The organism is Lysobacter capsici, assembly GCF_018732085.1.
In the GTDB taxonomy this organism is placed as follows: Bacteria; Pseudomonadota; Gammaproteobacteria; order Xanthomonadales; family Xanthomonadaceae; genus Lysobacter; species Lysobacter capsici_A.
Window position 1 is genome coordinate 4,265,570 of record NZ_CP076103.1, and the last position, 20,615, is coordinate 4,286,184.

Sequence of the window (20,615 nt, forward strand, 5' to 3'; positions counted from 1 at the left end):
AAACGCCGTCTTGAAAAACCTAGCGCGTCAAAGTTCCTCTCCCTCTCCCGCTCGCGGGAGAGGGGTTGGGGTGAGGGCACGAATGCAGCCCTCACCCAAACACTGCACGCGCCGAAGCAAACGCCTCGAACAGATCCTGCACCGTCCCGCAGCGATCCGCGTCGTAACCCGGCAGCCGCCCCAATTCCTGGCGGAATCGCTCGCTGCGCAGGATCGCCAGCACCTCGGCCAATCCCGGCGACTCCAGCGTTTCCGCGCGCGCCAGGAAAAAATAGTGCTCCGAGGCGATCGGCACGAAATCCTGGCCGTAACGCCGCGCCGGCGTTTCCAGGCCGAAACCGGCGTCGGCCATGCCGCTGGCGACATAGGTCGCGACCGCGGCGTGAGTGAGTTCGTCGATGCCGCAGCCGCGGATGTCGCGGATGCTATGGCCCTGCCTGGCCAGCATGTGTTCGAGCAACAGGCGCGCGCCCGAACCGGCCTGCCGATGGATGAAGCGCACGTCGTCGCGCAGCAGGTCGGCCAGGGTGCGGATGCGCTTGGGATTGCCGGGCGCGACGATCAGCCCGATCCGCCGCGTCGCCAAATGCAGCGTGCGATCGTTGAGCGGATCGATGCGGTCGGCGTAGTGCGCGAGGATGTCGTGCTCGAATTCGCCGATCGGCAGATGCACGCCGGCCAGATCGCAATCGCCCGAGCGCAGCGCCGCCAGGGCCTCGCCGGGGCTGCGGTATTTCAGGTCGACCGGCGTGCCGGCTTCGTCGAGAAAGCGGCGCAAGGTTTCGACCGCGAAGCCATGCGCGGCATGCAGCCGTTGCGGCGCCGATTGCGCGCTGAGGGTGCGTTCGAGTTCGACTTCGACCTCCGACGCCAGGCTGTCGAGGGTCGGCGCCAGGCGCGCGGCGATGCGCTGATCGGCCCAGACCAGGCGTTCGCCCAGGGCGGTCAGCTTGGCGCCGCGTCCGCGGGTCATGCGCAGCAACGGCGCGCCGAACAGCGTGCGCGAGGATTGCAGCAGGCCCCAGGCGTAGCGGTAGGACAGGTCCAGATCGCGACAGGCCGCGGCCAGCGAGCCGGTCGCATGCACGCCGAGCAGCAGGTCGATCAGTTTAGGCGGCAACGGCCGGCCGTCGGCGGCGTGCAGGGTCCACTTGGGTTGGATCAGGACTTTGAACATCGCCGCTCCGTTCGATGTTTGGGTGCATGAAGGCTCGCGGCCGCGGCCGCGGCCCGGGGTCGAGCCGATGCGATGAAGCATCCGGCTCGCGCGCCCGGCCTGCGCTTGACGCATCCGTGCTCGGGCTCGATAACGGCCACACTCGCCGATGGCGCCGCGGCAACGCAAGCCACGACCGGCGAAAACGCCGCGCCACCCACACGCACGACCACGCCAACCGAACAGGACGCCGCCTCCATGCCGATCGCCGCAACCATCCCGAGCAAACGCATCGCGCGCGTGGCGTGCGGCGTCGCGGCGCTGTCCGCGCTGCTGGCGTGCGGCACCGCGCCGCACGCGACGACCGATGCGATGCGGCCGGGCAAGCTGCGCATCACCGAAATCCAGCCGCCGCAGATGCAGGACTCGAACGACTCCGCGCCCGAACGCGAAAGCCTGGCGCGCGCCTGCAAGGCCTGGCGCCTGAGCGAGGCCGACGCGGCGAGGTTCTTCGCGCTCGCCCAGGAATACCCCGACGGCATGGGCGATGCGTATTACTGGCTGCCGTGCTCGATCAAGGGCCGATTGATCGCCGACGGCCGCGCCTGGGAGTTCGAGATCAACGCCGCCGCGACCGCGACCTGGCGCGACGGCGACAGTTACCGACGTTGGGGCTGCAGCGCCCGCGCCTGCACGCCATTGGCGCTGCTGATGCCGGACGGCAACGGCCCCTGAGCCGCGCCGGCGCGGCGGTCGCAGACCACCCGGGCGCATCGGCGTCACCGGCCGCGTGCCGGCTGGCCTCACTCGCCGTGGAGCGAGCACGGCGAGCGTACGAATCAGGTCATGCATTCATGCACCCAATCGGCTTTTCATAGCCGATTATTAGACTACCCGGTGATATACGTCACGCCCCCAGTCACGCTAGCCTCGCAAACACTTCCGGGCAGACCCCCACTTTATGTCCTGAAGCACATATTTCGAGGTCCAGCCGGCGGCACGTATCCAGAGGGGTCCACGCATGTCCAATCAGAGCGCGGTGATTGCAGCACCGTCATCGGCCACGGAAGGCTTGCTGTCGAAGGAGCGCATCGTCGCCAGGCCAGGGTTCAACCGCTGGCTGGTCCCGCCGGCCGCGCTGGCGATCCACCTGTGCATCGGCATGGCCTACGGCTTCAGCGTGTTCTGGCTGCCGCTCGCGAAGGCGATCGGCATCGAGCAACCGCGCGACTGCCCCAAGGACATGGGTTTTCTCTCGCGCATGGTCGCCACCGACTGCGATTGGATAGTCAGCGAACTGAGCTGGATGTACATCTTGTTCTTCGTGCTGCTGGGCTGCGCTGCGGCGATCTGGGGCGGCTGGCTGGAACGCGCGGGGCCGCGCAAGGCCGGCGTGGTCTCGGCGGTGTGCTGGTGCGGCGGTCTGGTGATTTCGGCGATCGGCATCAAGACCCATCAGATCTGGCTGATGTGGCTGGGTTCGGGCGTGATCGGCGGCATCGGCCTGGGCCTGGGCTACATCTCGCCGGTGTCGACGTTGATCAAATGGTTTCCCGACCGCCGCGGCATGGCCACCGGCATGGCGATCATGGGCTTCGGCGGCGGCGCGCTGATCGGCAGCCCGCTCGCCGACATGCTGATGAAACACTACGCCACCGCCACTTCGGTCGGCGCGTACGAAACCTTCCTGACCATGGCCGCGCTCTACTTCGTATTCATGATGGCCGGCGCGTTCGGTTACCGGGTGCCGCCGAGCGGCTGGAAACCCGCGGGCTGGACGCCGCCGCCGGCCAGCAGCAACGCGATGATCACCCAGCAACACGTCCACGTGAAAAAGGTCTGGGGCATTCCGCAGTTCTGGCTGCTGTGGGGCGCGCTGTGCCTGAACGTCTCCGCCGGCATCGGCGTGATCGGCATGGCCTCGCCGATGCTGCAGGAAGTGTTCGGCGGCAAGCTGATCGGCGTCGACGCCGGGATCAAGGCGCTCGATGCCACCCAGTTGGGTCTGATCGCCACCATCGCCGCGGGCTTCACCGGGCTGCTGAGCCTGTTCAACATCGGCGGGCGGTTCTTCTGGGCCTCGACCTCGGACTACATCGGCCGCAAGGCGACCTACGTGGTGTTCTTCGTGCTCGGCTTCGTCCTGTACGCGTCCGCGCCGAGCGCCGGTTCGGCCGGCAGCATCGGCCTGTTCGTGGCGATCTTCTGCGTGATCGTGTCGATGTACGGCGGCGGGTTCGCGACCATCCCGGCGTACTTGGCCGATCTGTTCGGCACCCAGATGGTCGGCGCGATCCACGGCCGCCTGCTCACCGCCTGGGCCACCGCCGGCATCCTCGGGCCGGTCGTGGTCACCCGCATGCGCGAGTACCAGCTCGACCTGAAAATGCCGCCTTCGCAGGTCTACAACACCACCATGTATATCCTGGCCGGGATGCTGGTGCTGGGCCTGTTGTGCAATCTGCTGGTACGCCCGGTCGCGCAGAAACATTTCATGACGCCCGAGGAACTCGCGCGCGAAAAAGCTCTCGCCCATGAGAAGACCGGCAGCAACGGCGAGGCCTTGTACACGCCCGAGCAGATGGCGCAGGTCGGCCACGGCGGCAATCCGGTGCTGGTGCTCGCCGCCTGGGCCGCGGTCGGCATTCCGCTGGCCTGGGGCGTGTGGGTCACTTTGCAGAAAGCCTTCGTGCTGTTCCACTGAGGCCACCGGCCGGACGCTGCGCAGCGCAGCGTCCGGCGTTCGACATCCCATGAATCGATCCTCACCGACACCGCATCCGCCCCACCTCGCCGATTCGTCGCAGGATGCGCGCGCGCCGACCGGCACGGCCGCAGCCGACACGACCGGCGCGGTGCAGCGCAAGGTGCAGCGGCGCCGCGGCGAACGCATGGCCGAAGCGCTCGACGCGATCGCCGCCGAAGTGCCGGTCGCGCTGGCCTACAACGGCACGCCGTTCGCGGTGATGATGGCCACGCCCGACGATCTGGCCGATTTCGCCCTGGGCTTCTCGCTCAGCGAAGGCATCGTCGCCAACGCGCAGGAACTGCAAGTCGACGCCATCGACACCTCGCTCGAAGGCATCGCCATCGCCCTGAGCATCCCCGAGTCGCGCGCCGCCGCGCTCGAGCAACGCCGCCGCAATCTGCAGGGCCGCAGCGGTTGCGGCGTGTGCGGCACCGAAAGCATCGAAGCGGTGCTGCGTCCGCCGCCGCGCCTGCCGGGCAGCGCACCGATCCACCTGCACGCATTGCAGCGCGCCTTGCGCGAACTGCGCCAGCAGCAACCGCTCAACGCATTGACCGGCGCCACCCATGCCGCCGGTTGGGCCGATCGCGACGGCCGCCTGGCGTTCGTGCGCGAAGACGTCGGCCGCCACAACGCCCTGGACAAACTGATCGGCGCACTGTCGACGCGCGCGATCGACCCGCTGTCTGGTTTCGCCGTGGTCACCAGCCGCGCCAGTTTCGAGATGGCGATGAAGGCTGCGCAAGCCGGGATTCCGCTGCTCGCCGCGATCTCCGCGCCGACCGCGCTGGCGATCGCCCTGGCCGACTCGGCCCACCTCACCTTGATCGGCTTCGCCCGCGACGACGGGCATGCCGTCTACACCCACGCCTACCGCCTGATCGACGACGGCGTCGACACTCACCGCGACGCCAGCGGCGAAGCCGCCGCATGAATCCGGAATCACGCCCATGAGCAAGAACCCGATCCGCCCCTACAACGGCCCCGCCGGCGGCTGGGGCGCGCTGCGCAGCGTCGCCACCCAGCTGATCGAACAAGACATCCCGGTCAGCGGTGCGCGCACGTTGCTGTCGGCCAACCAGCCCGACGGTTTCGACTGCCCCGGCTGCGCCTGGCCCGATCGCGACCACACCTCGACCTTCGAATTCTGCGAAAACGGCGCCAAGGCCGTCGCCGCCGAAGCGACCAAGCATCGCGCCACCCCGGAACTGTTTGCGCAGCACACCGTCGCCGACCTCGCGCGCTACAGCGATCATTGGCTGGAAAACCAGGGCCGCCTGACCCATCCGATGCGCTGGGACGCGGCCAGCGACAAATACTTGCCGATCACCTGGGACGAAGCCTTCAACCGCATCGGCGCGCACTTGAACGCGCTCGCCTCGCCCGACCAGGCGCTGTTCTACACCTCCGGGCGTTGCAGCAACGAAGCCGCCTTCCTTTACCAGTTGTTCGTGCGCGAGTACGGCACCAACAACTTCCCCGATTGCTCGAACATGTGCCACGAACCCTCGGGCACGGCGATGAAGGCGCAGCTGGGCATCGGCAAGGGCACGGTGCAGCTGCGCGATTTCGAGATCGCCGAAGCGATCTTCATCTTCGGCCAGAACCCGGGCACCAATCACCCGCGCATGCTCGGCGAACTGCGCCAGGCGTCCAAGCGCGGCGCGGCGATCGTCTCGTTCAACCCGCTGCGCGAGCGCGGGCTGGAACGATTCGCCGATCCGCAGGACAAGCTGGAGATGCTGCACAACGGCTCCACCCGCATTTCCTCGGATTATTTCCAGTTGCGCATCGGCGGCGATCTGGCCGCGGTCAAGGGCATGATCAAGCGCACCCTGGAGCTCGACGCGCAGGCGCAGCGCGACGGACGCGAGCGGGTCGTCGATCTGGACTTCATCGCCGAACACACCCGCGGCTTCGAGGCGTTCGTCGCCGAAGTCGAGCGCGAATCCTGGGACACGATCGTCGCCGAATCGGGGCTGACGCGCGCCGAACTCGAACGCGCCGGCGACATCTACGCGCGGGCCAAGAGCGTGATCTGCTGCTGGGGCATGGGCATCACCCAGCACAAGCATTCGGTCGCGACCATCCAGATGATCGTCAACCTGATGCTGTTGCGCGGCAATATCGGCCGCCCCGGCGCGGGGCCGTGCCCGGTGCGCGGCCACAGCAACGTGCAAGGCGATCGCACCATGGGCATCTACGAGAAACCGTCTCCGGCGTTTCTCGATCGCCTGCGCGATGTGTTCGGGTTCGAACCGCCGCGCGAACATGGCCACGACACGGTCGGCGCGATCGAGGCGATGCTCGACGGCCGCTGCAAGACTTTCTTCGGCCTCGGCGGCAACTTCGCCACCGCCACGCCCGACACCGAGGCCACCCACCGCGCGCTGCGCCGCTGCGACCTCACCGTCCACGTCACCACCAAGCTCAACCGCAGCCATCTGGTGCATGGCCGCGACGCTTACATCCTGCCCTGCCTGGGCCGCACCGAGATCGATCTGCAGCAGGCCGGGCCGCAGAGCGTCACGGTCGAGGATTCGATGAGCATGGTGCACCTGTCGGCCGGCATCAACGCGCCGGCCGATCCGATGCTGCTGTCGGAACCGGCGATCGTCGCGCGCCTGGCGCACGCGACCCTCGGCGCGCGCAGCAAGGTGCCGTGGCTGTGGCTGGTCGGCGATTACGACCGCATCCGCGACAAGATCGCCGAGGTGTTCGACGACTTCTACGATTTCAACCTGCGCGTGCGCGTGCCCGGCGGTTTCCACCTGACCAATGCCGCGGCCGAGCGGCGCTGGCTCAATCGCGAAGCCAAGGCGTTGTTCAAGGCGCACGCGGTGCCGACCGACCTGCCCGTGCATCGCGCCCGCGCCAGTCGCGAGCAACCGGTGTTCACCCTGGCCACCACCCGTTCGCACGATCAGTACAACACCACCATCTACGGCATGAACGACCGCTACCGCGGCGTGTTCGGCGAACGGCGGGTGTTGTTCATCAACGCGCAGGACATCGCCGAACTGAAGATGCAGGCCGGCGACTGGGTCGACCTGGAAAGTCTGTGCGACGACGGCGTGCGGCGCGTGGCCAAGCGCTTCTTGTTGGTCGAGTACAACATCCCGCGCGGTTGCCTGGCGGCGTATTACCCGGAAACCAACTCGCTGGTGCCGCTGTCGAGCTTCGCCGACGAAGCGCGCACGCCGACGTCCAAATCGATCCCGGTGATCGTGTACCCGCATGTGGCGCAGCCGGCCCAGCAACTGCAGTCGGCCAAGGACATCGGCCTTGTCCGAGTTGACTGAGCCCTTGCTGGCGATGCTCGCCGGCGAACCGGGCGGCGTCTCGCTGCCGCGCCTGTGCAAGCGCCTGGGCGTGCGCATGAGCGTGCTGCTGCGCGAACTGGCCTGGATCGGCGAAGACGCGATCGGCGATCACCCCGCGCCGGGTTGGGTGCGGGTGGAGGCGCATGGGGACAGCAGCCTGGCGGTGCTGACTGGGCTTGGGCGTGAGCGGTTGCGCTCGGGCCGCGAGGCGGATTGAACCGCGGTTTACGCGGCTGGCGTTTCACGCTAATCAAGCCGCGCCACACCTTATCTAATCGTGCCGCTTGATGCTCCCTCTCCCGCTGGCGGGAGCGGGTCGGGGTGAGGGCAAACGAACCACCGCGAAAGTCTGCTGGTAACAGCGCCCTCACCCTGCCCTCTCCCGCAAGCGGGAGAGGGAAAGCAACGCGCTGCTCGCAATCCAATGCTCACAACTCGGCGATCGCAATCACGCCGATTGAACCGCACGCCGCCTGATCAAGTCATCCCGCTTCATGCTCCCTCTCCCGCTGGCGGGAGCGGGTCGGGGTGAGGGCAAACGAACCGCCGCGAAAGTCTGCTGGTAACAGCGCCCTCACCCTGCCCTCTCCCGCAAGCGGGAGAGGGAAAGCAACGCACCGATCGTGGCTTGACTATCGTGGCTTGGCTATCGTGATTTGACTATCGATGGCTTGACGATCGCAGTGTCATGTCATGGCTTGACGATCGCAACCTGGCGATCGCAGCTTCGCGGCCGCAGCACGGCGTCATCGCACGCCAGCTCAACGCGAGATCAAAACGACCGTCCATCCACCGGCACAACCTTCACCGACTTCAGATCGATCCCCTCCAGACAGCGCACATTGATCGCCGTCATCTTCGTCCCGTCCGGCATCTGCCCCTGGCTGAAGGACGCGATGCCGCAGCTCTTGCAGAAATGATGATCGATCGAATGCTTGTTGAAGTGATACGTCCCAAGCTCGGCCGGGTCGGTCTTGAGGGTGAAATTGCCGCGCGGCACGAACCACAGCAGGCCGCCGCGGCGCTGGCACATCGAACAATTGCAATCGATCGCCTGGTCGATCTCGCCTTCGACGTCGTAGGCGACCTTGCCGCAGTGACAGCCGCCCGAGTACGTGGTCATGTCCGACACTCCCTTCGCCAATGAAGACGCGAGGATAACGCCGTGGCGTTATGCTCGTCGCCTGACGTGTGTCACGTCCGCATCCGCTTCGCGCCGTCCACGCCGCCCTCATTCCGTCTCACGGAGCGTCCCATGGATTCCATCGCCGGAAGCACGATCATCCCGTCCCTGCGCTACCGCAACGCGCCCGCCGCGATCGAATGGCTGTGCCGCGCGTTCGGTTTCGAGAAACACGCCGTCTACGCCGACGGCGAGATCGTCCACCACGCCCAGCTGACCTACGGACCGGGCATGATCATGCTCGGCTCGGTCGACAACGCCAGCGACTGGGGCAAGCGCATCGTCCAACCCGATGAGATCGGCGGGCGCGAGACTCAGGCCTGCTCGGTCGTCGTCAGCGACGCCGACGAACACTACGCCCGCGCACGTGCGGCCGGCGCCGAAATCGTGGTCGACATCGCCGACCAGGATTACGGCGGACGCGCCTACACCTGCCGCGATCTCGAAGGCCGCCTGTGGTGGTTCGGCACCTACAACCCGTGGAACCTATGAATCGCAAACGCAGCCAATCCGACGATACGTCCGCCGCCGGCGACCTGTTCGCCTCGCCCGCGGCCGCGCCGGCCGATCCGCTCGCCGGCAACACCGGGGTCAAACCCATCGACGGCATCCGCAGCGGCATCGGCGGCTGGACCTTCGTGCCGTGGCGCAGCAATTTCTATCCCGACAAGCTGGTGCAGCGGCGCGAGCTGGAATACGCCAGCCGCCAGCTCAGCAGCATCGAGATCAACGGCACCTTCTACAGCGCACAGAAACCGGCGACCTACGCCAAGTGGGCGGCGGAAACCCCGGAGCATTTCGTGTTCTCGCTCAAGGCGCCCGGCCGCATCACCCAGGGCGGCGCGCTGGCCAAGGCCGCGTCGGGCGCGAAAGCCTTCATCGACGGCGGCCTGGCCGAATTCGGCGACCGGCTCGGACCGATCCTGTGGCAGCTCGCGCCCAGCCGCGTATTCGATCGCGACGATCTGGCCGCATTCCTCGACGCGCTGCCGCCCACGCTCGACGGCCGCCCGCTCAAGCACGTGCTGGAAGTGCGCCACCCCGGTTTCCTGCAACCCGACTACCTGGCGCTGGCGCGCGAGCGGCGCATCGCCACGGTGTTCACCGACTCCGATCAGTATCCGTCGCTGGCCGACATCACCGGCGATTTCGTCTACGCCCGGCTGATGGGCACGCGAGCGGCGATCCCGACCGGTTATCCCGACGACGAACTCGACGACTGGGCGCGGCGCGCGAAGGCCTGGGCGCGCGGCGAGGACAATCCGGACCTGCCACATGTCGCCGCGCCGCTCGCCGCCGGCCCGGCGCGCGAGGTGTTCGTGTATTTCATCAGCGCCGCGAAGGAGCGTAATCCGGCGGCGGCGATGCGGTTGCTGGAGAAGCTAGGTGCGCGGTGACGGGTTGGGGTTGACCGGGGTTGGTCGGCGTTGAGTCCGATCTGGTTTGATGGTGCTGATGGTATCGCCTGGCGAATGGGCACGCCGTAATCGCGGTGTCGCGGTCGCGGCTTGCGCCGCTCCTACAGTCGGCCCACGTGCCTGCGACGCGAGCGGACGCATGCGCTCACCCGGCGCGACGTTTGCACATCGGTGCCCCTGTAGGAGCGGCGCGAGCCGCGACCGCGACACCGCAAACTCGTATCGCCGCAGTCCATCGCCCGTCCACTTGCCACCCGCTTACCCCCCATCAACCTCCGCGAATTCCAACGAGTCCCGCCATGACCACTCGTCGCGATTTCCTCAGCACCGCCTCGCTCGCCGCCACCGGCCTCGCGCTCGCGCCATTGGCGGCCTGCAGCCAAGCATCGCCGCCGGCCGCGCCCACCGCCTCGGCAAGCGCGAGCACCGAAACGCCATTCGCCGGCCCATTGCTCAAACGCAAGATCCCGAGCACCGGCGAATCGATCCCGGTCATCGGCATGGGCACCTCGGGCAGTTTCGAAGTCGGCCGCGACGAGGCCGCGCGCGCGCCGCTGCGCGAAGTGCTCAAACGCTTCGTCGACGCCGGCGCCAGCGTCATCGACACCGCGCCGACCTATTCCAGCGCCGAAGACGCGCTGGGCGATCTGGTCGCGCAGGCCGGGCTGCGCGATCAGTTGTTCCTGGCGACCAAGCTTTCGGGCGTGAGCGGCATCGAGCAAGGGCTGATGCAGTTCGGCGAATCGCTGCGCCGGCTGCGCACCGATCGCATCGACCTGCTGCAGGTCCATAATCTGCGCGACACCCGCATCCAGTTCGCGCTCGCGCGCAAGCTCAAGCAACAGGGCAAGGTGCGATTGATCGGCCTGACCCACTACCGCGACGAAGCGCATACCGAACTGGCCGACGAGATGCGCGCGCTCAAGCCCGACTTCGTGCAGATCAACTATTCGGTGGTGTCGCGCGGCGCGGAGCGGACGATTTTCCCGCTCGCGCGCGAGCTCGGCATCGCGGTGATGGTCAATCGCGCGTTCGAGGACGGGCGTTTGTTCGCCCAGGTCAAAGGCAAGCCGCTGCCGGCGTGGGCGAGCGAGGTCGGCGCGGATTCGTGGGCGCAGTTGTTCTTGAAATTCGTGCTCGGCGAAGCGGCGGTGACGGTGGTGATCCCGGCGACGTCGAAGCCGCGCAATCAGACCGACAATCTCAAGGCCGGGGTTGGGGCAATGCTGGATGCGAAGCAGCGTGAGGCCTTGGTTGGGGCGGTGGGATAAGAGGTTACGCAACTCTCATACCGTCATTCCCACGAAGGCGAGCTCTGCCTTACTTCGGCGCAGCCAAACATCCAGTGACTTCAAACGTTATCGCACGAAAGACGCTGGATGTTCGGCTGCGTCGAGGCAATGCTGATTCGTAACAGCAAAGTACGGCCGCTCTCTCCTACCGTCATTCCCGCGAAGGCGGGAATCCAGAGACTTCAAGCGCTCTCGCACGAAAGGCCCTGGATTCCCGCCTTCGCGGGAATGACGGTCTGGAAAGACGACGCTGAAGTCTCTGGATCCCCGCCTTCGCGGGGATGACGGTCAAGGAGAGAAACGACGACAGCGGGAGAAGGATGGCGACAGGTGGCCGCAAACAAAAACGCTTCCATATGCCGCCCTTCCCGCAAATAACGATGCAATCGGACTGATCGGCCGGCCCGATCATTTCGGCTCATCAAGCCGACCAGCCCGACAAACCCGTCAATCGATCAATCAGGCTATTGGTCAATCGACTCAGCCGCAGATCGCCCCCGGAAACCGGCAATCCTGCAACCCATCAACCTATCAACCATCAATAAGCCACCGTAAACCGCTTGCGCGAATGCGCCGGCTGCTCCAGCTCATCGATCATCGCCACCGCATAGTCCTGCACCGAGATGTTGCTCTCGCCCTGCGCGTCGACCAGCAACTGATCGCCGCCGATCCGATAACGGCCGGTGCGTTCGCCCGGCACCAGGTGCGCGGCCGGCGACAGGAAGGTCCAGTCCAGGTCGCGTTCTTGGCGCAAGGTGTTGAGCACGCTGCGCATCGCCTCGGCGCCGTCGCGGTATTCGGCCGGGAAACCGGGCTGGTCGAGCACCTGCTGGCCCGGCGCGATTTCCAGGCTGCCGGCGCCGCCGACCACGAGCAGGCGCGGCACGCCGGCCTGCTTCAGGCCCGCGATGATCTGGGCGTAACCAGCCACGGTGTCGGCGCCGAGGTTCGGGTTCTTCCAGCCGCCGGCGTTGAACGAGGCGATCACCGCGTCGCTGCCGCGCACGAAGTCAGCAACGGTAGCCGCATCGCCGCCGTCGATGGTCGCCGCCTTCGCGCTCAGCCCGTCGTGGGCCGGCAAGCCGGCGGTGTCGCGGGCGATGGCGGTGACGCGATGGCCGCGCTGCAGCGCTTCCTGGAGCAGGGCGCGGCCGACGTAACCGGTGGCGCCGATCAGAACGATGTTCATGGGGACTCCTGTTATGGATGGGACGGGATATAGTCTGCTCGCTAACAAGCCAGCCGATAATCCGGCCCAGGACGCTATCACCATGAAGCTGGACTTCACGATAGACCGCCTTAAGCGCATGGCCCTGTTCGCCCGGGTGGTCGAGCTGGGCTCGATGAGCGCGGCCGCGCGCGAGCTCGACATGACCCCGTCCGCGGTCAGCCAGCAGCTGCGCCAGCTGGAAGCCGAGACCGGCGTGGTGCTGCTGCACCGTTCCACCCGCAAGCTCACCACCACCGAAATCGGCCAGGCCTATTACGAGGACTGCGCGGCGATGCTGCACGCCGCGCGCAATGCCGACGGCCGCCTGGGCGATCTGCGCGACGAACCGCGCGGCGAGTTGCGCATCGCCGTGCCGGTGGGATTCGCCTCGCACCTGGCGCCGGCGCTGGCGCCGTTGCTGCGCGCCTACCCCTCGCTGTCGCTGCGCGTGTTCGCCGACGACCGCCAGATCGACCTGATCGCCGAACGCATCGACCTGGCGATCCGGGTGGGACGCCTGGCCGATTCGAACCTGATCGCGCGGCGCATGGCCGAATGGCGGCACCTGCTGGTGGCCGCGCCCGAGTACGCGCGCGAACACGGTCTGCCGCAGGCGCCGGAGGAACTGGCGCAGCATCCGATGTTGATCCTGAGCGTGATGAACCAGCCCGAGTACGTCGACATGCACCGCGACGGCGAGCCCGCGCGGCGGGTACGGGTCGGCGGGCGCATCGTCAGCAACAGCTCGCGCACCTTGATGGAGATGATGCTGCAGGGCCTGGGCATCGTGCGTTTGCCCGAACCCGATGCGACGCCGCTGCTGGCCGACGGTCGCGCGGTGCGGGTGCTGCCGGACTGGTCGATGCCGCCGCTGGGCGTGTTCGCGGTGACCGCGCAGCGCGATGCGCAACCGGCGAAGGTGCGCATGGCGATCGCGGCGTTGCAGGCTTATTTGCAGCAGTGAGCGCCGAGGTGTGGGCTGTCGTGATCGATCGCCGACACCTGACAGGAAAGCGTCAGGGCTGAAGCCCCTCCCACAAGAGACCTCGTCGCTTCGACGTAGTTGCGGCAGCGCCTCAGCGTCGATGCCGTTCGGTCAGAGGCGATCGAACTTTCACCGCGCCATTTCCAAACAACTTCACTTCGCGGCCACGAGGCCTTTTGTGGCAGGGGTTTCAGCCCCGACGCTGTTCGATCCGATGCAATCGAACCTCCACCCCACCCACTTCCAAACAGCTTTACTTCGCGGCCGCGAGGCCTTTTGTGGGAGGGGTTTCAGCCCCGACGCTGTTCGATCCGATGCAATCGAACCTCCACCCCACGCACTTCCAACAACTTCACTTCGCGGCCGCGAGGATTTTTGTGGAAGGGCTTCAGCCCCGACGCCGTTCGATTCGCGCGACCGAATCTCCACCCCACCCACTTTCAAACAACTTCACTTCGCGGCCACGAGGCCTTTTGTGGGAGGGGCTTCAGCCCCGACGCTTTTCGATCAGCAAAGATTGGACCTCCAGCTCAGCCAACCGGCGCAACAGGGCCAGCAACCTTCGCCAACGCCCGCACCGGGAACGTCCCCATCCCCTTCACCTTCGGCGGCACCGCGCTGAAGCTGAAACCGCTGTCCGGCACCGCCGTCAGGTTGCGCAGGTGTTCGACGATCAAGATCCCCGCGCCGAGCAGGGTGGAATGCACCGGCCGCGCCTTGCCGCGAGTGTCGTCGATGTTCACCGAGTCGATCCCGACCAGCTTGACCCCACAGTCGCGCAACCACCGCGCCGCCGACTCGGTCAGGAACGGATGATCGACGCCATAGGCCGGGGTCGCGAAATGCACATCCCAACCGGTATGCACCAGCACCGCGCGGCCGCGCAATTCGAGATCACGAAAATATCCGTCGTCGATCGCCCGCACCGACGCCGGCACACGCACCACGATCGCATCCAGGTCCGCGCAATCTTCCGGCCCGATCTGCGACAGGTCCTTGCCGTCCTCATAGCGATGCGAGGGACAGTCGATGTAGGTGCCGGTGTTGGCGACCATGTCGATGCGCCCGATCTGGAACTGGGTGCCTTCCTCGTACAATTCGCGCGAACGCTCGCGGCTGAGGTAATCGCAGATATGCGCGGCCGGCATGCCGGGGTAAGTCACCAGGCCGTCTTCGATGGTGTGGCTCAGGTCGATGTAGCGGATCTCGCCGCTTTCGATCGCGCCGGCCGCGCGCTTGTGCGCCTCGACCAGGATGGTCTTGTTGAGGATGCGCGCGGGGCCGACCATCAGCAGGCGCAGGTCGCGCACGATGTAGTCGATCAACTCGGCATCGCCGATGTCGTCGCCGTCGATATCGAGGCGGAAGCCCTGGCCTTGCAGGCCGCCGCCGTTGCTGAACTCGATTTCGAAGTCGAACTGGACGCGGTGTTGGGTGGGGGACAAGGGATTCTCCGAAAAGACGATTGCGACGACGCACGCCAGGAGTCGCTGCGCTTTTTGCTCGTCATTCCGGCGAACGCGGGCTCCGCGTTACTTCGGCGGAGCCGAACATCCAGCGACTTTCGTGCGGGTTACGTCAAAGTCACTGGATTCCCGCGTTCGCGGGAATGACGGCAGGAGAGTGACGCGGCGGTACTGCAATATTCAAAACGCGGCTTAAGTCGCCATAGGAAAAACCTACTTCGCCGCCCGCTGACTCAACGCCACGCTGCCCAGAATCAACGCCGCGGCGATCAGCATCGTCAGCGTCAGCGGTTCGTCCAGCAGCATCCAGCCCCAGGCCACGCCGAACAACGGCACGAGGTAGGTCACCGCGACCGCGCGGCCGGCGCCGATGCGCTGGATCAGCCGGTAGTACATGACGAAGGCGATGCCGGTGCAGAGCACGCCGAGCATCGCGGCGGAGAACCACGACTTGGCCGGGATCGCATGATCGGGCCAGGTGGCGATCGCGAACGGCAGCATCAGCAAAGCCGACGTGCCCAGGGTCGCCGCGGCGACCGCCGCGGCCGGCAGGCCGGTGAGCTGGCGCCGCACCAGATTGGCGCCGATGCCGTACAGGAACGCCGCGGTGCAGCCGGCCGCGACCGCCCAGCCGATGCTCGCGCCGGCGGTCTTGCCGCTGGCGAGCACGACCACGCCGGCGAACCCGGCCAATAGCGCGATCGCGCGCTGAGTGCCGATCTTTTCGCCGAAAAACAGGAACCCGACCAAGGCGGTGAACAACACCGCCATCGAATTGGTGATCGCGCCGATCCCGGCCGGCGCGCGCTGCGCGGCCCAAGCGAACAGGATGAAGGGGATCGCCGAATTGATCAGGCCGATCATCGCCAGCTTGGCCCAGATCGCGCCCTTGAACGACGCCCGCGCCTTCCACAGGAACGGCAACAGGATCAGCGCGCCCAGGCCCAGGCGCATTTCCACCAGCGGCACCGCGCCGAAGTCCTTCGCCGCCACCCGCATGAACAGGAACGACGAGCCCCAGATCGCGCCGAGGATGGTCAGCTCCAGCGGCGTGCGCCAGCTCTGCACGGGAGCGGCCTCGTTGGTCGGTGCGGCGGCGGGCTGCGCGTCGGTAGGCAGACGGAGCGATGGGGACGTACTCATGGTGGACCTCGCAAAGCGACGAAGAGGTACCGGAGCGTGGGGGCGCCGGCTTGCGAATCTGGGGGCAGCGTGCAGGACTCGGCGCGGCGGCGATATCCGAATTTCCGACCTCGGTATCGCGTCGCGCGGCGAAGACCGGGGAGCGCGAACGACTGGCGATTCGCAGCCGCTCCGATCGCCCCGTGGAGCGCCCGCGAACAACGGCCGCATGCGCCGGAAACCTGCCGTCGACGGCCTGTCTGTCACGCAACTCGCCGATCCCATCCAGGCCCGGAATCCGGCCCTGACGACAATCTGGCTTTTCCCTGACACCTATTCTGACTGGCCGCCAAAGTCATGCAAGCGCATACTTTCGAACCCAGCCACAAATATGACTCAAGGCTCGACATGGCTCTGAGAGCGGACTGGCTGCCGGCCCTGGCAGCGTTCGAAGCGGCGGCGCGGCACCAGAATTTCGCCCATGCCGCCGAGGAACTGCACCTGACCGCCAGCGCGGTCAGCCATCACGTGCGCAAGCTCGAAAGCCGGCTCGGCCTGAGCCTGTTCCAGCGCCACGCGCGCGGGGTCGCGCTGACCGACCAGGGCCGCCAGCTCGCCGATGCCGCCGGCACCGCCCTGGCCGACATGGACGGCGTGCTGCGCAGCCTGCGACTGGCGCGCGAGGAGCGCGACCGGGTCCGCATCACCACCCTGCACTCGCTCGCCTACACCTGGCTGCTGCCGCGCCTGGGCGGGTTCACCCGCGCTCATCCGCACATCCAGTTGCGGGTCGATACCGAGATCGCGCTGACCCGCTTCGACGACAGCGGTCCCGACCTCGGCGTGCGCCACGGCGCGGGCCATTGGCCGGGGCTGACCGCGCATCATCTGATGGACGACGCCTTGTTCCCGGTCGCCTCGCCCGCGTTTCCCGGCATCGAGCAAGTCACCGAACCGGCGCAGATCGCCGAATTGCCGCTGATCGCCGATCAAGCGCGGCAGGGCTGGCACGACTGGTTCCGCGCCGCCGACGTGCATGGACGCAAGCTCGAGGAGCGCTACATCTTCAGCAACACCACCGACGCGATGATGGCCGCCGCGCAAGGCATCGGCGTGGCGCTGGCGCGCGAACAGATCGTGGTGCCGTACCTGCGTTCGGGCCAGCTGATCCGCCTGCCCGGCCCGGCGATGCCAGCGCGCTGGGGCTATTACGCGATCTATCCCTCGCACCGGCGGCTGCGGCCGGCGGCGCAGGCGTTTCTGGATTGGTTGCTGGCGGTGGATAAGCGCTGAGATTGCGTCGTCGACCGCATCGTCGATAACCGCGAGTTGCTGTATGACTCCTTCTGCTCGTCATCCCCGCGAAGGCGGGGATCCAGGGCTTCACCGACGCATGACTCTGAAGTCTCTGGATCCCCGCCTTCGCGGGGATGACGAGCAAAACAGAAGCCTCGACTTGAACGTCGTCGCGAATCTCTCCGGGCGTCATTCGCGCGAACTCAAGCGCTCGCCGACTTCGCCGCAGTTGGACATCCAGCGACGTTGAATGAAAGACCATCGTCAACGAGACCATCGCCCAAGCGACAGCCGCGCATCCGCGCCACGGCTTACCGTCATCCCCGCCTTCGCGGGGATGACGGCTAAAAGCGACTAGCAAGAAAGAAACCCGTCATCGACGCTTGGCGTCGGGCTTCGTGGGTTTTGTTGTTGCCGACCTGACTTTCCCGGACTTGGCTTTCTCAGACTTGGCTTTCGCGAGCGTGGGTTTCGCGACGCCGGGTTTGCCCGCTCTAACTGTCGCGGCCTTGGCTGTCGCAGACGTTGCTTTCGACGGCTTGGTTTTAACCGGCCCGGCTTTGCGCGGCCCGACCTTCGCCGGGGCGTTCGCCTTGCGCACCGCGGCCTCGTAGGCCAGGCGCAGCCATGGCTTCATCTCCTGCGGCGAATCCATCGCCGCCTCCGGCACCGACCAGTAACTCGTCGGCACCGTCTCGCCGCGCCGCGTGTACATGAAAGGCCCGCTGTCGGCCACGCGGAAACGCTCGCGGGTTTGCTCGTCGATCTTCAGATACAGCACGTCGCCGGAGATCAATCCGATCATCACGCCGTCGTGGTAGATGCCGTAACCGCCGAACATCCGGCGCACGCTCAGCGCGCCGAAGTCCGAGGCCACGTCGTGCAGGTGGGCGATAAGATCGGCGCTCATGGCTGCGATCTTATCGCCGTTGCCGCCGCCGCGTCAGCGCCGCGCGATCAGAACTTATGCCACAGGCGTACGAAGTAGGCCGTGCCGTTCAAGCCGAACTGGACGCTGTCGAAGACGTGGCCGTTGTCGGTTTCGTCCGGGTTCTGCCGGGTCGGCTTGACGTTGAACAGGTTGGTGCCGCCCACGGTGAGCTTGGTGTTGTCGCTGAAGGCGTAGGTCACGCTCAGGTCGGCCGAACTCTTGGCCTTGTAGTGCGCGTTCGGCACGCCGGCGGCGGTGCCCGAGAACGTGCCCAGGGTCTGCGGCCCGAAATAGATCAGCTTGAGGTTGCCGTCCCAGGCGCCGCGCGACAGGTCGAAGCCGAGCACGGCCTTGGACTTGGGCGCGCCCTGCTCGATGAACAAACGCTCGCGCTCGGACAACAGCACGTCTTCGCGGCCGACCAGCGCCGGCGGCGCGTGGATGGCGTTGACCTTGGTGCGGTTGAGGTTCAAGGCGAAGAAGGTGCCGAGCTTGAAATCGTTGCCCAGCTCGCACTCGTTGTTGAAGGTGAAGTCCACGCCTTCGGTGCGGGTATCGACCGAGTTGACGAAGAACTGCGCCTGGCCGACACCGAGCGAATCGAGGATCGAGCCGATGGTCGGATCGGTGGTGTCGAAGCGGCCGCTGAGCACGATGCGGTCGTCGATGTCGATGCGGTACGCATCCAAGGTCAACGAGGTGGCGGCCGTCGGCGACCAGGTCAGACCGAGGGTGTAGTTGCGCGATTTTTCCTTGGTCAGCAGCGGCAGCCCGGCGGCGTTGGCGATGGTGCCGCCGTTGGGCGCGATCACCACGTCGACCGGCTCGCCGTTGACGAAGTCGGTGATGGTCGAGGAGAAGAACTTCTGCTGCAGCGACGGCGCGCGGAAACCGGTGCTGGCCGAGGCGCGGAACATCAAGGTGTCGGTGGCGCGGAAACCGGCGGCGAGCTTGCCGGTGGTGGTCTTGCCGAAATCGCTGTAGTCCTCGTAGCGCACCGCTACACCGGCGGTGAAGCGCTCGGTGAAGTCGGCTTCGACGTCAGCATAGGCGGCCCAGCTGTCGCGGCTGTGGCTGCCGGCATCGCCGGGCTGGAAGCCCGGGAAACCCTGGCTGCCGGCGTTGCCGCCGACGCCCACGCCGTCGGCGTCGATGTAGGAACCCGGTTCGCCGGCGAAGATCTTGTACTTCTCGTCGCGGCGTTCCAGGCCGAAGGCCAGGTTGAGGCCGTTGAACACCTGGTCGTAGAAACGGTTGATGTCGAGGTTGACGGTGTTCTGTTCGAACGAGAACCCGCCGGCGTTGAAGCTGCGCGCGCTCACGCCCTGACCGCCGTTGAGCAAATCAAGATTGGCGAGCGAGGCGTTGAGGGTGTTGTTGATGGTGTAGCGCAGCTTGTTGTAGCCGTGGGTGTAGGACAGGTCGGCGTTCCATTCGCCCAGGGTGCCGCGCAGGCCCAGGATGCCGAAGCGGTCGTCGAGCTCGCCGTCGATGAAGGGCACGAAGCCGTCGGGGTACATCGCCGCGGAGTTGCGCGAGGGGATGTCTTCCGAGCCCAGGCCGTCGCGCGCGAACGCGGCCGAGGACGCGTCGCGCTTCTGCACGCCCAGGGTGAAGTACAGGTCGAGGTTTTCGGTCAGCGGCTTGTCGCCGTTGAGGAACAAGGTTTCGTTGCGGACTTTCGAGTCGCCGATGATGCGCGGGCTGCCGGCCGGTTCGGAGCGGTCGGAGCGGCCGCGGTCCTGCCACTCGCCGGTGATGCCGAGGCTGCCGTCGCTGCCCAGGCCGAAACCGCAGTAGGCGCTGGCCAGCCAGTTTTCACCGTCGCCCTTGGAATACTGGCCGTAGCCGGCGACCGCTTCGCAGCCCTTGCGCTTTTTCAGCGAGATATTCATGACCCCGGCGATCGCGTCCGAGCCGTACTGCGCGGCGGCGCCGTCGCGCAGGATCTCGACGCTGTCGATCGCCATCAGCGGAATGGTGTTGAGGTCGGTGCCGGTGTTGCCGCGGTTGCGCGCGCCGAACAGATTGAGCAGCGCGGTGGTGTGGTGGCGCTTGCCGTTGACCAACACCAGGGTCTGGTCCGAGCCCAGGCCGCGCAGCGCGGCGGAGTCGACCAGGTCGGCGCCGTCGGCGCCGCTCTGGCGGGTCGAGTTGAACGAGGGCGCGGTGTATTGCAGCGACTGGGCGAGATCGAACTGACCGCCTTCTTCGGCCGCCTTGGCCATCGGCAGCACGTCGACCGGCGAGATCGAGGTGGTGTCGGAGGAACGTTGACTGCGCCGCGAGCCGAGCACCGACACCGTCTCCAGGGTCCGCGCCTCGCTGGCCGGCGCCGGCGCCGGGGCGGCGTCCTGGGCGTCCTGGGCCAGTGCGGTGCCGGCGAACAAGCCGCTGGCCAGCGATAGCGCGCAGGCGCTGTAGAGGCTGGCGCGGTGCAGGCGAGCACGGCGGGGGGCGAGGCGGAGCTGGGTCATGGCGTGA

At 66.8% G+C, this 20,615-nt stretch carries 17 protein-coding genes; 10 read left to right on the top strand and 7 right to left on the bottom strand.

What is annotated here, in order from left to right; genetic code table 11:
• Nucleotides 1-91: 91 nt before the first annotated feature.
• A complete protein-coding gene (locus KME82_RS17770; protein WP_215495230.1) occupies nucleotides 92-1,177 on the bottom strand; it encodes a substrate-binding domain-containing protein in 1,086 nt (361 codons plus the stop codon).
• A 237-nt stretch (nucleotides 1,178-1,414) separates the two neighbouring features.
• On the opposite strand from KME82_RS17770, the gene KME82_RS17775 reads away from it, so the two are divergent.
• The 5 genes from KME82_RS17775 to KME82_RS17795 all read left to right on the top strand — a co-directional run bounded on the left by KME82_RS17775 (nucleotide 1,415) and on the right by KME82_RS17795 (nucleotide 7,445).
• Nucleotides 1,415-1,891, top strand: coding sequence for a hypothetical protein (locus tag KME82_RS17775; protein ID WP_215495231.1), 477 nt, complete (start codon nucleotides 1,415-1,417; stop codon nucleotides 1,889-1,891).
• Between the two features lie 286 nt (nucleotides 1,892-2,177).
• Nucleotides 2,178-3,860 (top strand): OFA family MFS transporter, encoded by a 1,683-nt coding sequence (locus KME82_RS17780; RefSeq protein ID WP_215495232.1) that lies wholly within the window; start codon nucleotides 2,178-2,180, stop codon nucleotides 3,858-3,860.
• 187 nt (nucleotides 3,861-4,047) lie between these two features.
• A complete protein-coding gene (gene fdhD / locus KME82_RS17785; protein ID WP_252255832.1) occupies nucleotides 4,048-4,839 on the top strand; it encodes a formate dehydrogenase accessory sulfurtransferase FdhD in 792 nt (263 codons plus the stop codon).
• 16 nt (nucleotides 4,840-4,855) lie between these two features.
• Nucleotides 4,856-7,207 carry an FdhF/YdeP family oxidoreductase gene (locus KME82_RS17790; protein ID WP_215495234.1) on the top strand — a complete coding sequence of 784 codons (2,352 nt, stop codon included), beginning with the start codon at nucleotides 4,856-4,858 and terminating at the stop codon, nucleotides 7,205-7,207.
• On the top strand, nucleotides 7,143-7,445 hold the full coding sequence (locus KME82_RS17795; RefSeq protein WP_215495235.1) for a hypothetical protein: 303 nt from the start codon (nucleotides 7,143-7,145) through the stop codon (nucleotides 7,443-7,445). Before KME82_RS17790 ends, KME82_RS17795 begins: the two co-directional genes overlap by 65 nt.
• Before the next feature lie 555 nt (nucleotides 7,446-8,000).
• On the opposite strand, the gene KME82_RS17800 is transcribed toward KME82_RS17795, so the two are convergent.
• Nucleotides 8,001-8,351, bottom strand: coding sequence for a GFA family protein (locus KME82_RS17800; protein WP_215495236.1), 351 nt, complete (start codon nucleotides 8,349-8,351; stop codon nucleotides 8,001-8,003).
• A gap of 132 nt (nucleotides 8,352-8,483) precedes the next feature.
• Here KME82_RS17800 and KME82_RS17805 point away from each other — a divergent pair, with 132 nt between their 5' ends.
• The 3 genes from KME82_RS17805 to KME82_RS17815 all read left to right on the top strand — a co-directional run bounded on the left by KME82_RS17805 (nucleotide 8,484) and on the right by KME82_RS17815 (nucleotide 11,100).
• Entirely contained in the window at nucleotides 8,484-8,903 is a 420-nt protein-coding gene (locus tag KME82_RS17805) for a VOC family protein (protein ID WP_215495237.1), read from the top strand.
• Nucleotides 8,900-9,808 carry a DUF72 domain-containing protein gene (locus KME82_RS17810; RefSeq protein WP_215495238.1) on the top strand — a complete coding sequence of 303 codons (909 nt, stop codon included), beginning with the start codon at nucleotides 8,900-8,902 and terminating at the stop codon, nucleotides 9,806-9,808. Before KME82_RS17805 ends, KME82_RS17810 begins: the two co-directional genes overlap by 4 nt.
• Nucleotides 9,809-10,128: 320 nt before the next feature.
• Nucleotides 10,129-11,100 (top strand): aldo/keto reductase, encoded by a 972-nt coding sequence (locus KME82_RS17815; RefSeq protein ID WP_215495239.1) that lies wholly within the window; start codon nucleotides 10,129-10,131, stop codon nucleotides 11,098-11,100.
• Nucleotides 11,101-11,659: 559 nt separating this feature from the next.
• Here KME82_RS17815 and KME82_RS17820 read toward each other — a convergent pair.
• On the bottom strand, nucleotides 11,660-12,310 hold the full coding sequence (locus tag KME82_RS17820; RefSeq protein WP_215495240.1) for an NAD(P)-dependent oxidoreductase: 651 nt from the start codon (nucleotides 12,308-12,310) through the stop codon (nucleotides 11,660-11,662).
• An 82-nt stretch (nucleotides 12,311-12,392) separates the two neighbouring features.
• Between KME82_RS17820 and KME82_RS17825 the strand changes: the two genes are divergently transcribed.
• Nucleotides 12,393-13,295, top strand: a complete 903-nt coding sequence (locus KME82_RS17825; RefSeq protein ID WP_215495241.1) for a LysR family transcriptional regulator — start codon at nucleotides 12,393-12,395, stop codon at nucleotides 13,293-13,295.
• Nucleotides 13,296-13,846: 551 nt separating this feature from the next.
• On the opposite strand, the gene KME82_RS17830 is transcribed toward KME82_RS17825, so the two are convergent.
• Both KME82_RS17830 and KME82_RS17835 read right to left on the bottom strand, forming a co-directional pair.
• Nucleotides 13,847-14,761, bottom strand: a complete 915-nt coding sequence (locus KME82_RS17830; RefSeq protein WP_215495242.1) for a cyclase family protein — start codon at nucleotides 14,759-14,761, stop codon at nucleotides 13,847-13,849.
• 234 nt (nucleotides 14,762-14,995) lie between these two features.
• Complete coding sequence (locus KME82_RS17835; RefSeq protein WP_215495243.1) at nucleotides 14,996-15,925, bottom strand: DMT family transporter; 930 nt, start codon at nucleotides 15,923-15,925, stop codon at nucleotides 14,996-14,998.
• A gap of 387 nt (nucleotides 15,926-16,312) precedes the next feature.
• Here KME82_RS17835 and KME82_RS17840 point away from each other — a divergent pair, with 387 nt between their 5' ends.
• Nucleotides 16,313-17,197 (top strand): LysR substrate-binding domain-containing protein, encoded by an 885-nt coding sequence (locus KME82_RS17840; protein ID WP_215495244.1) that lies wholly within the window; start codon nucleotides 16,313-16,315, stop codon nucleotides 17,195-17,197.
• 376 nt (nucleotides 17,198-17,573) lie between these two features.
• Here KME82_RS17840 and KME82_RS17845 read toward each other — a convergent pair whose 3' ends face one another.
• Both KME82_RS17845 and KME82_RS17850 read right to left on the bottom strand, forming a co-directional pair.
• Entirely contained in the window at nucleotides 17,574-18,110 is a 537-nt protein-coding gene (locus tag KME82_RS17845; protein WP_215495245.1) for a TfoX/Sxy family protein, read from the bottom strand.
• A 47-nt stretch (nucleotides 18,111-18,157) separates the two neighbouring features.
• Complete coding sequence (locus tag KME82_RS17850) at nucleotides 18,158-20,608, bottom strand: TonB-dependent receptor plug domain-containing protein (protein ID WP_215495246.1); 2,451 nt, start codon at nucleotides 20,606-20,608, stop codon at nucleotides 18,158-18,160.
• Nucleotides 20,609-20,615 lie beyond the last annotated feature (7 nt).

Coding starts and splice junctions, on each gene's coding strand:
- KME82_RS17835 (WP_215495243.1), bottom strand. CDS start 15,925: ATGAGTACGTCCCCATCGCTCCGTCTGCCTACCGACGCGCAGCCCGCC.
- KME82_RS17805 (WP_215495237.1), top strand. CDS start 8,484: ATGGATTCCATCGCCGGAAGCACGATCATCCCGTCCCTGCGCTACCGC.
- KME82_RS17825 (WP_215495241.1), top strand. CDS start 12,393: ATGAAGCTGGACTTCACGATAGACCGCCTTAAGCGCATGGCCCTGTTC.
- KME82_RS17810 (WP_215495238.1), top strand. CDS start 8,900: ATGAATCGCAAACGCAGCCAATCCGACGATACGTCCGCCGCCGGCGAC.
- KME82_RS17820 (WP_215495240.1), bottom strand. CDS start 12,310: ATGAACATCGTTCTGATCGGCGCCACCGGTTACGTCGGCCGCGCCCTG.
- KME82_RS17780 (WP_215495232.1), top strand. CDS start 2,178: ATGTCCAATCAGAGCGCGGTGATTGCAGCACCGTCATCGGCCACGGAA.
- KME82_RS17815 (WP_215495239.1), top strand. CDS start 10,129: ATGACCACTCGTCGCGATTTCCTCAGCACCGCCTCGCTCGCCGCCACC.
- KME82_RS17795 (WP_215495235.1), top strand. CDS start 7,143: ATGTGGCGCAGCCGGCCCAGCAACTGCAGTCGGCCAAGGACATCGGCC.
- KME82_RS17770 (WP_215495230.1), bottom strand. CDS start 1,177: ATGTTCAAAGTCCTGATCCAACCCAAGTGGACCCTGCACGCCGCCGAC.
- KME82_RS17790 (WP_215495234.1), top strand. CDS start 4,856: ATGAGCAAGAACCCGATCCGCCCCTACAACGGCCCCGCCGGCGGCTGG.
- KME82_RS17840 (WP_215495244.1), top strand. CDS start 16,313: ATGGCTCTGAGAGCGGACTGGCTGCCGGCCCTGGCAGCGTTCGAAGCG.
- fdhD (WP_252255832.1), top strand. CDS start 4,048: ATGGCCGAAGCGCTCGACGCGATCGCCGCCGAAGTGCCGGTCGCGCTG.
- KME82_RS17850 (WP_215495246.1), bottom strand. CDS start 20,608: ATGACCCAGCTCCGCCTCGCCCCCCGCCGTGCTCGCCTGCACCGCGCC.
- KME82_RS17845 (WP_215495245.1), bottom strand. CDS start 18,110: ATGAGCGCCGATCTTATCGCCCACCTGCACGACGTGGCCTCGGACTTC.
- KME82_RS17775 (WP_215495231.1), top strand. CDS start 1,415: ATGCCGATCGCCGCAACCATCCCGAGCAAACGCATCGCGCGCGTGGCG.
- KME82_RS17800 (WP_215495236.1), bottom strand. CDS start 8,351: ATGACCACGTACTCGGGCGGCTGTCACTGCGGCAAGGTCGCCTACGAC.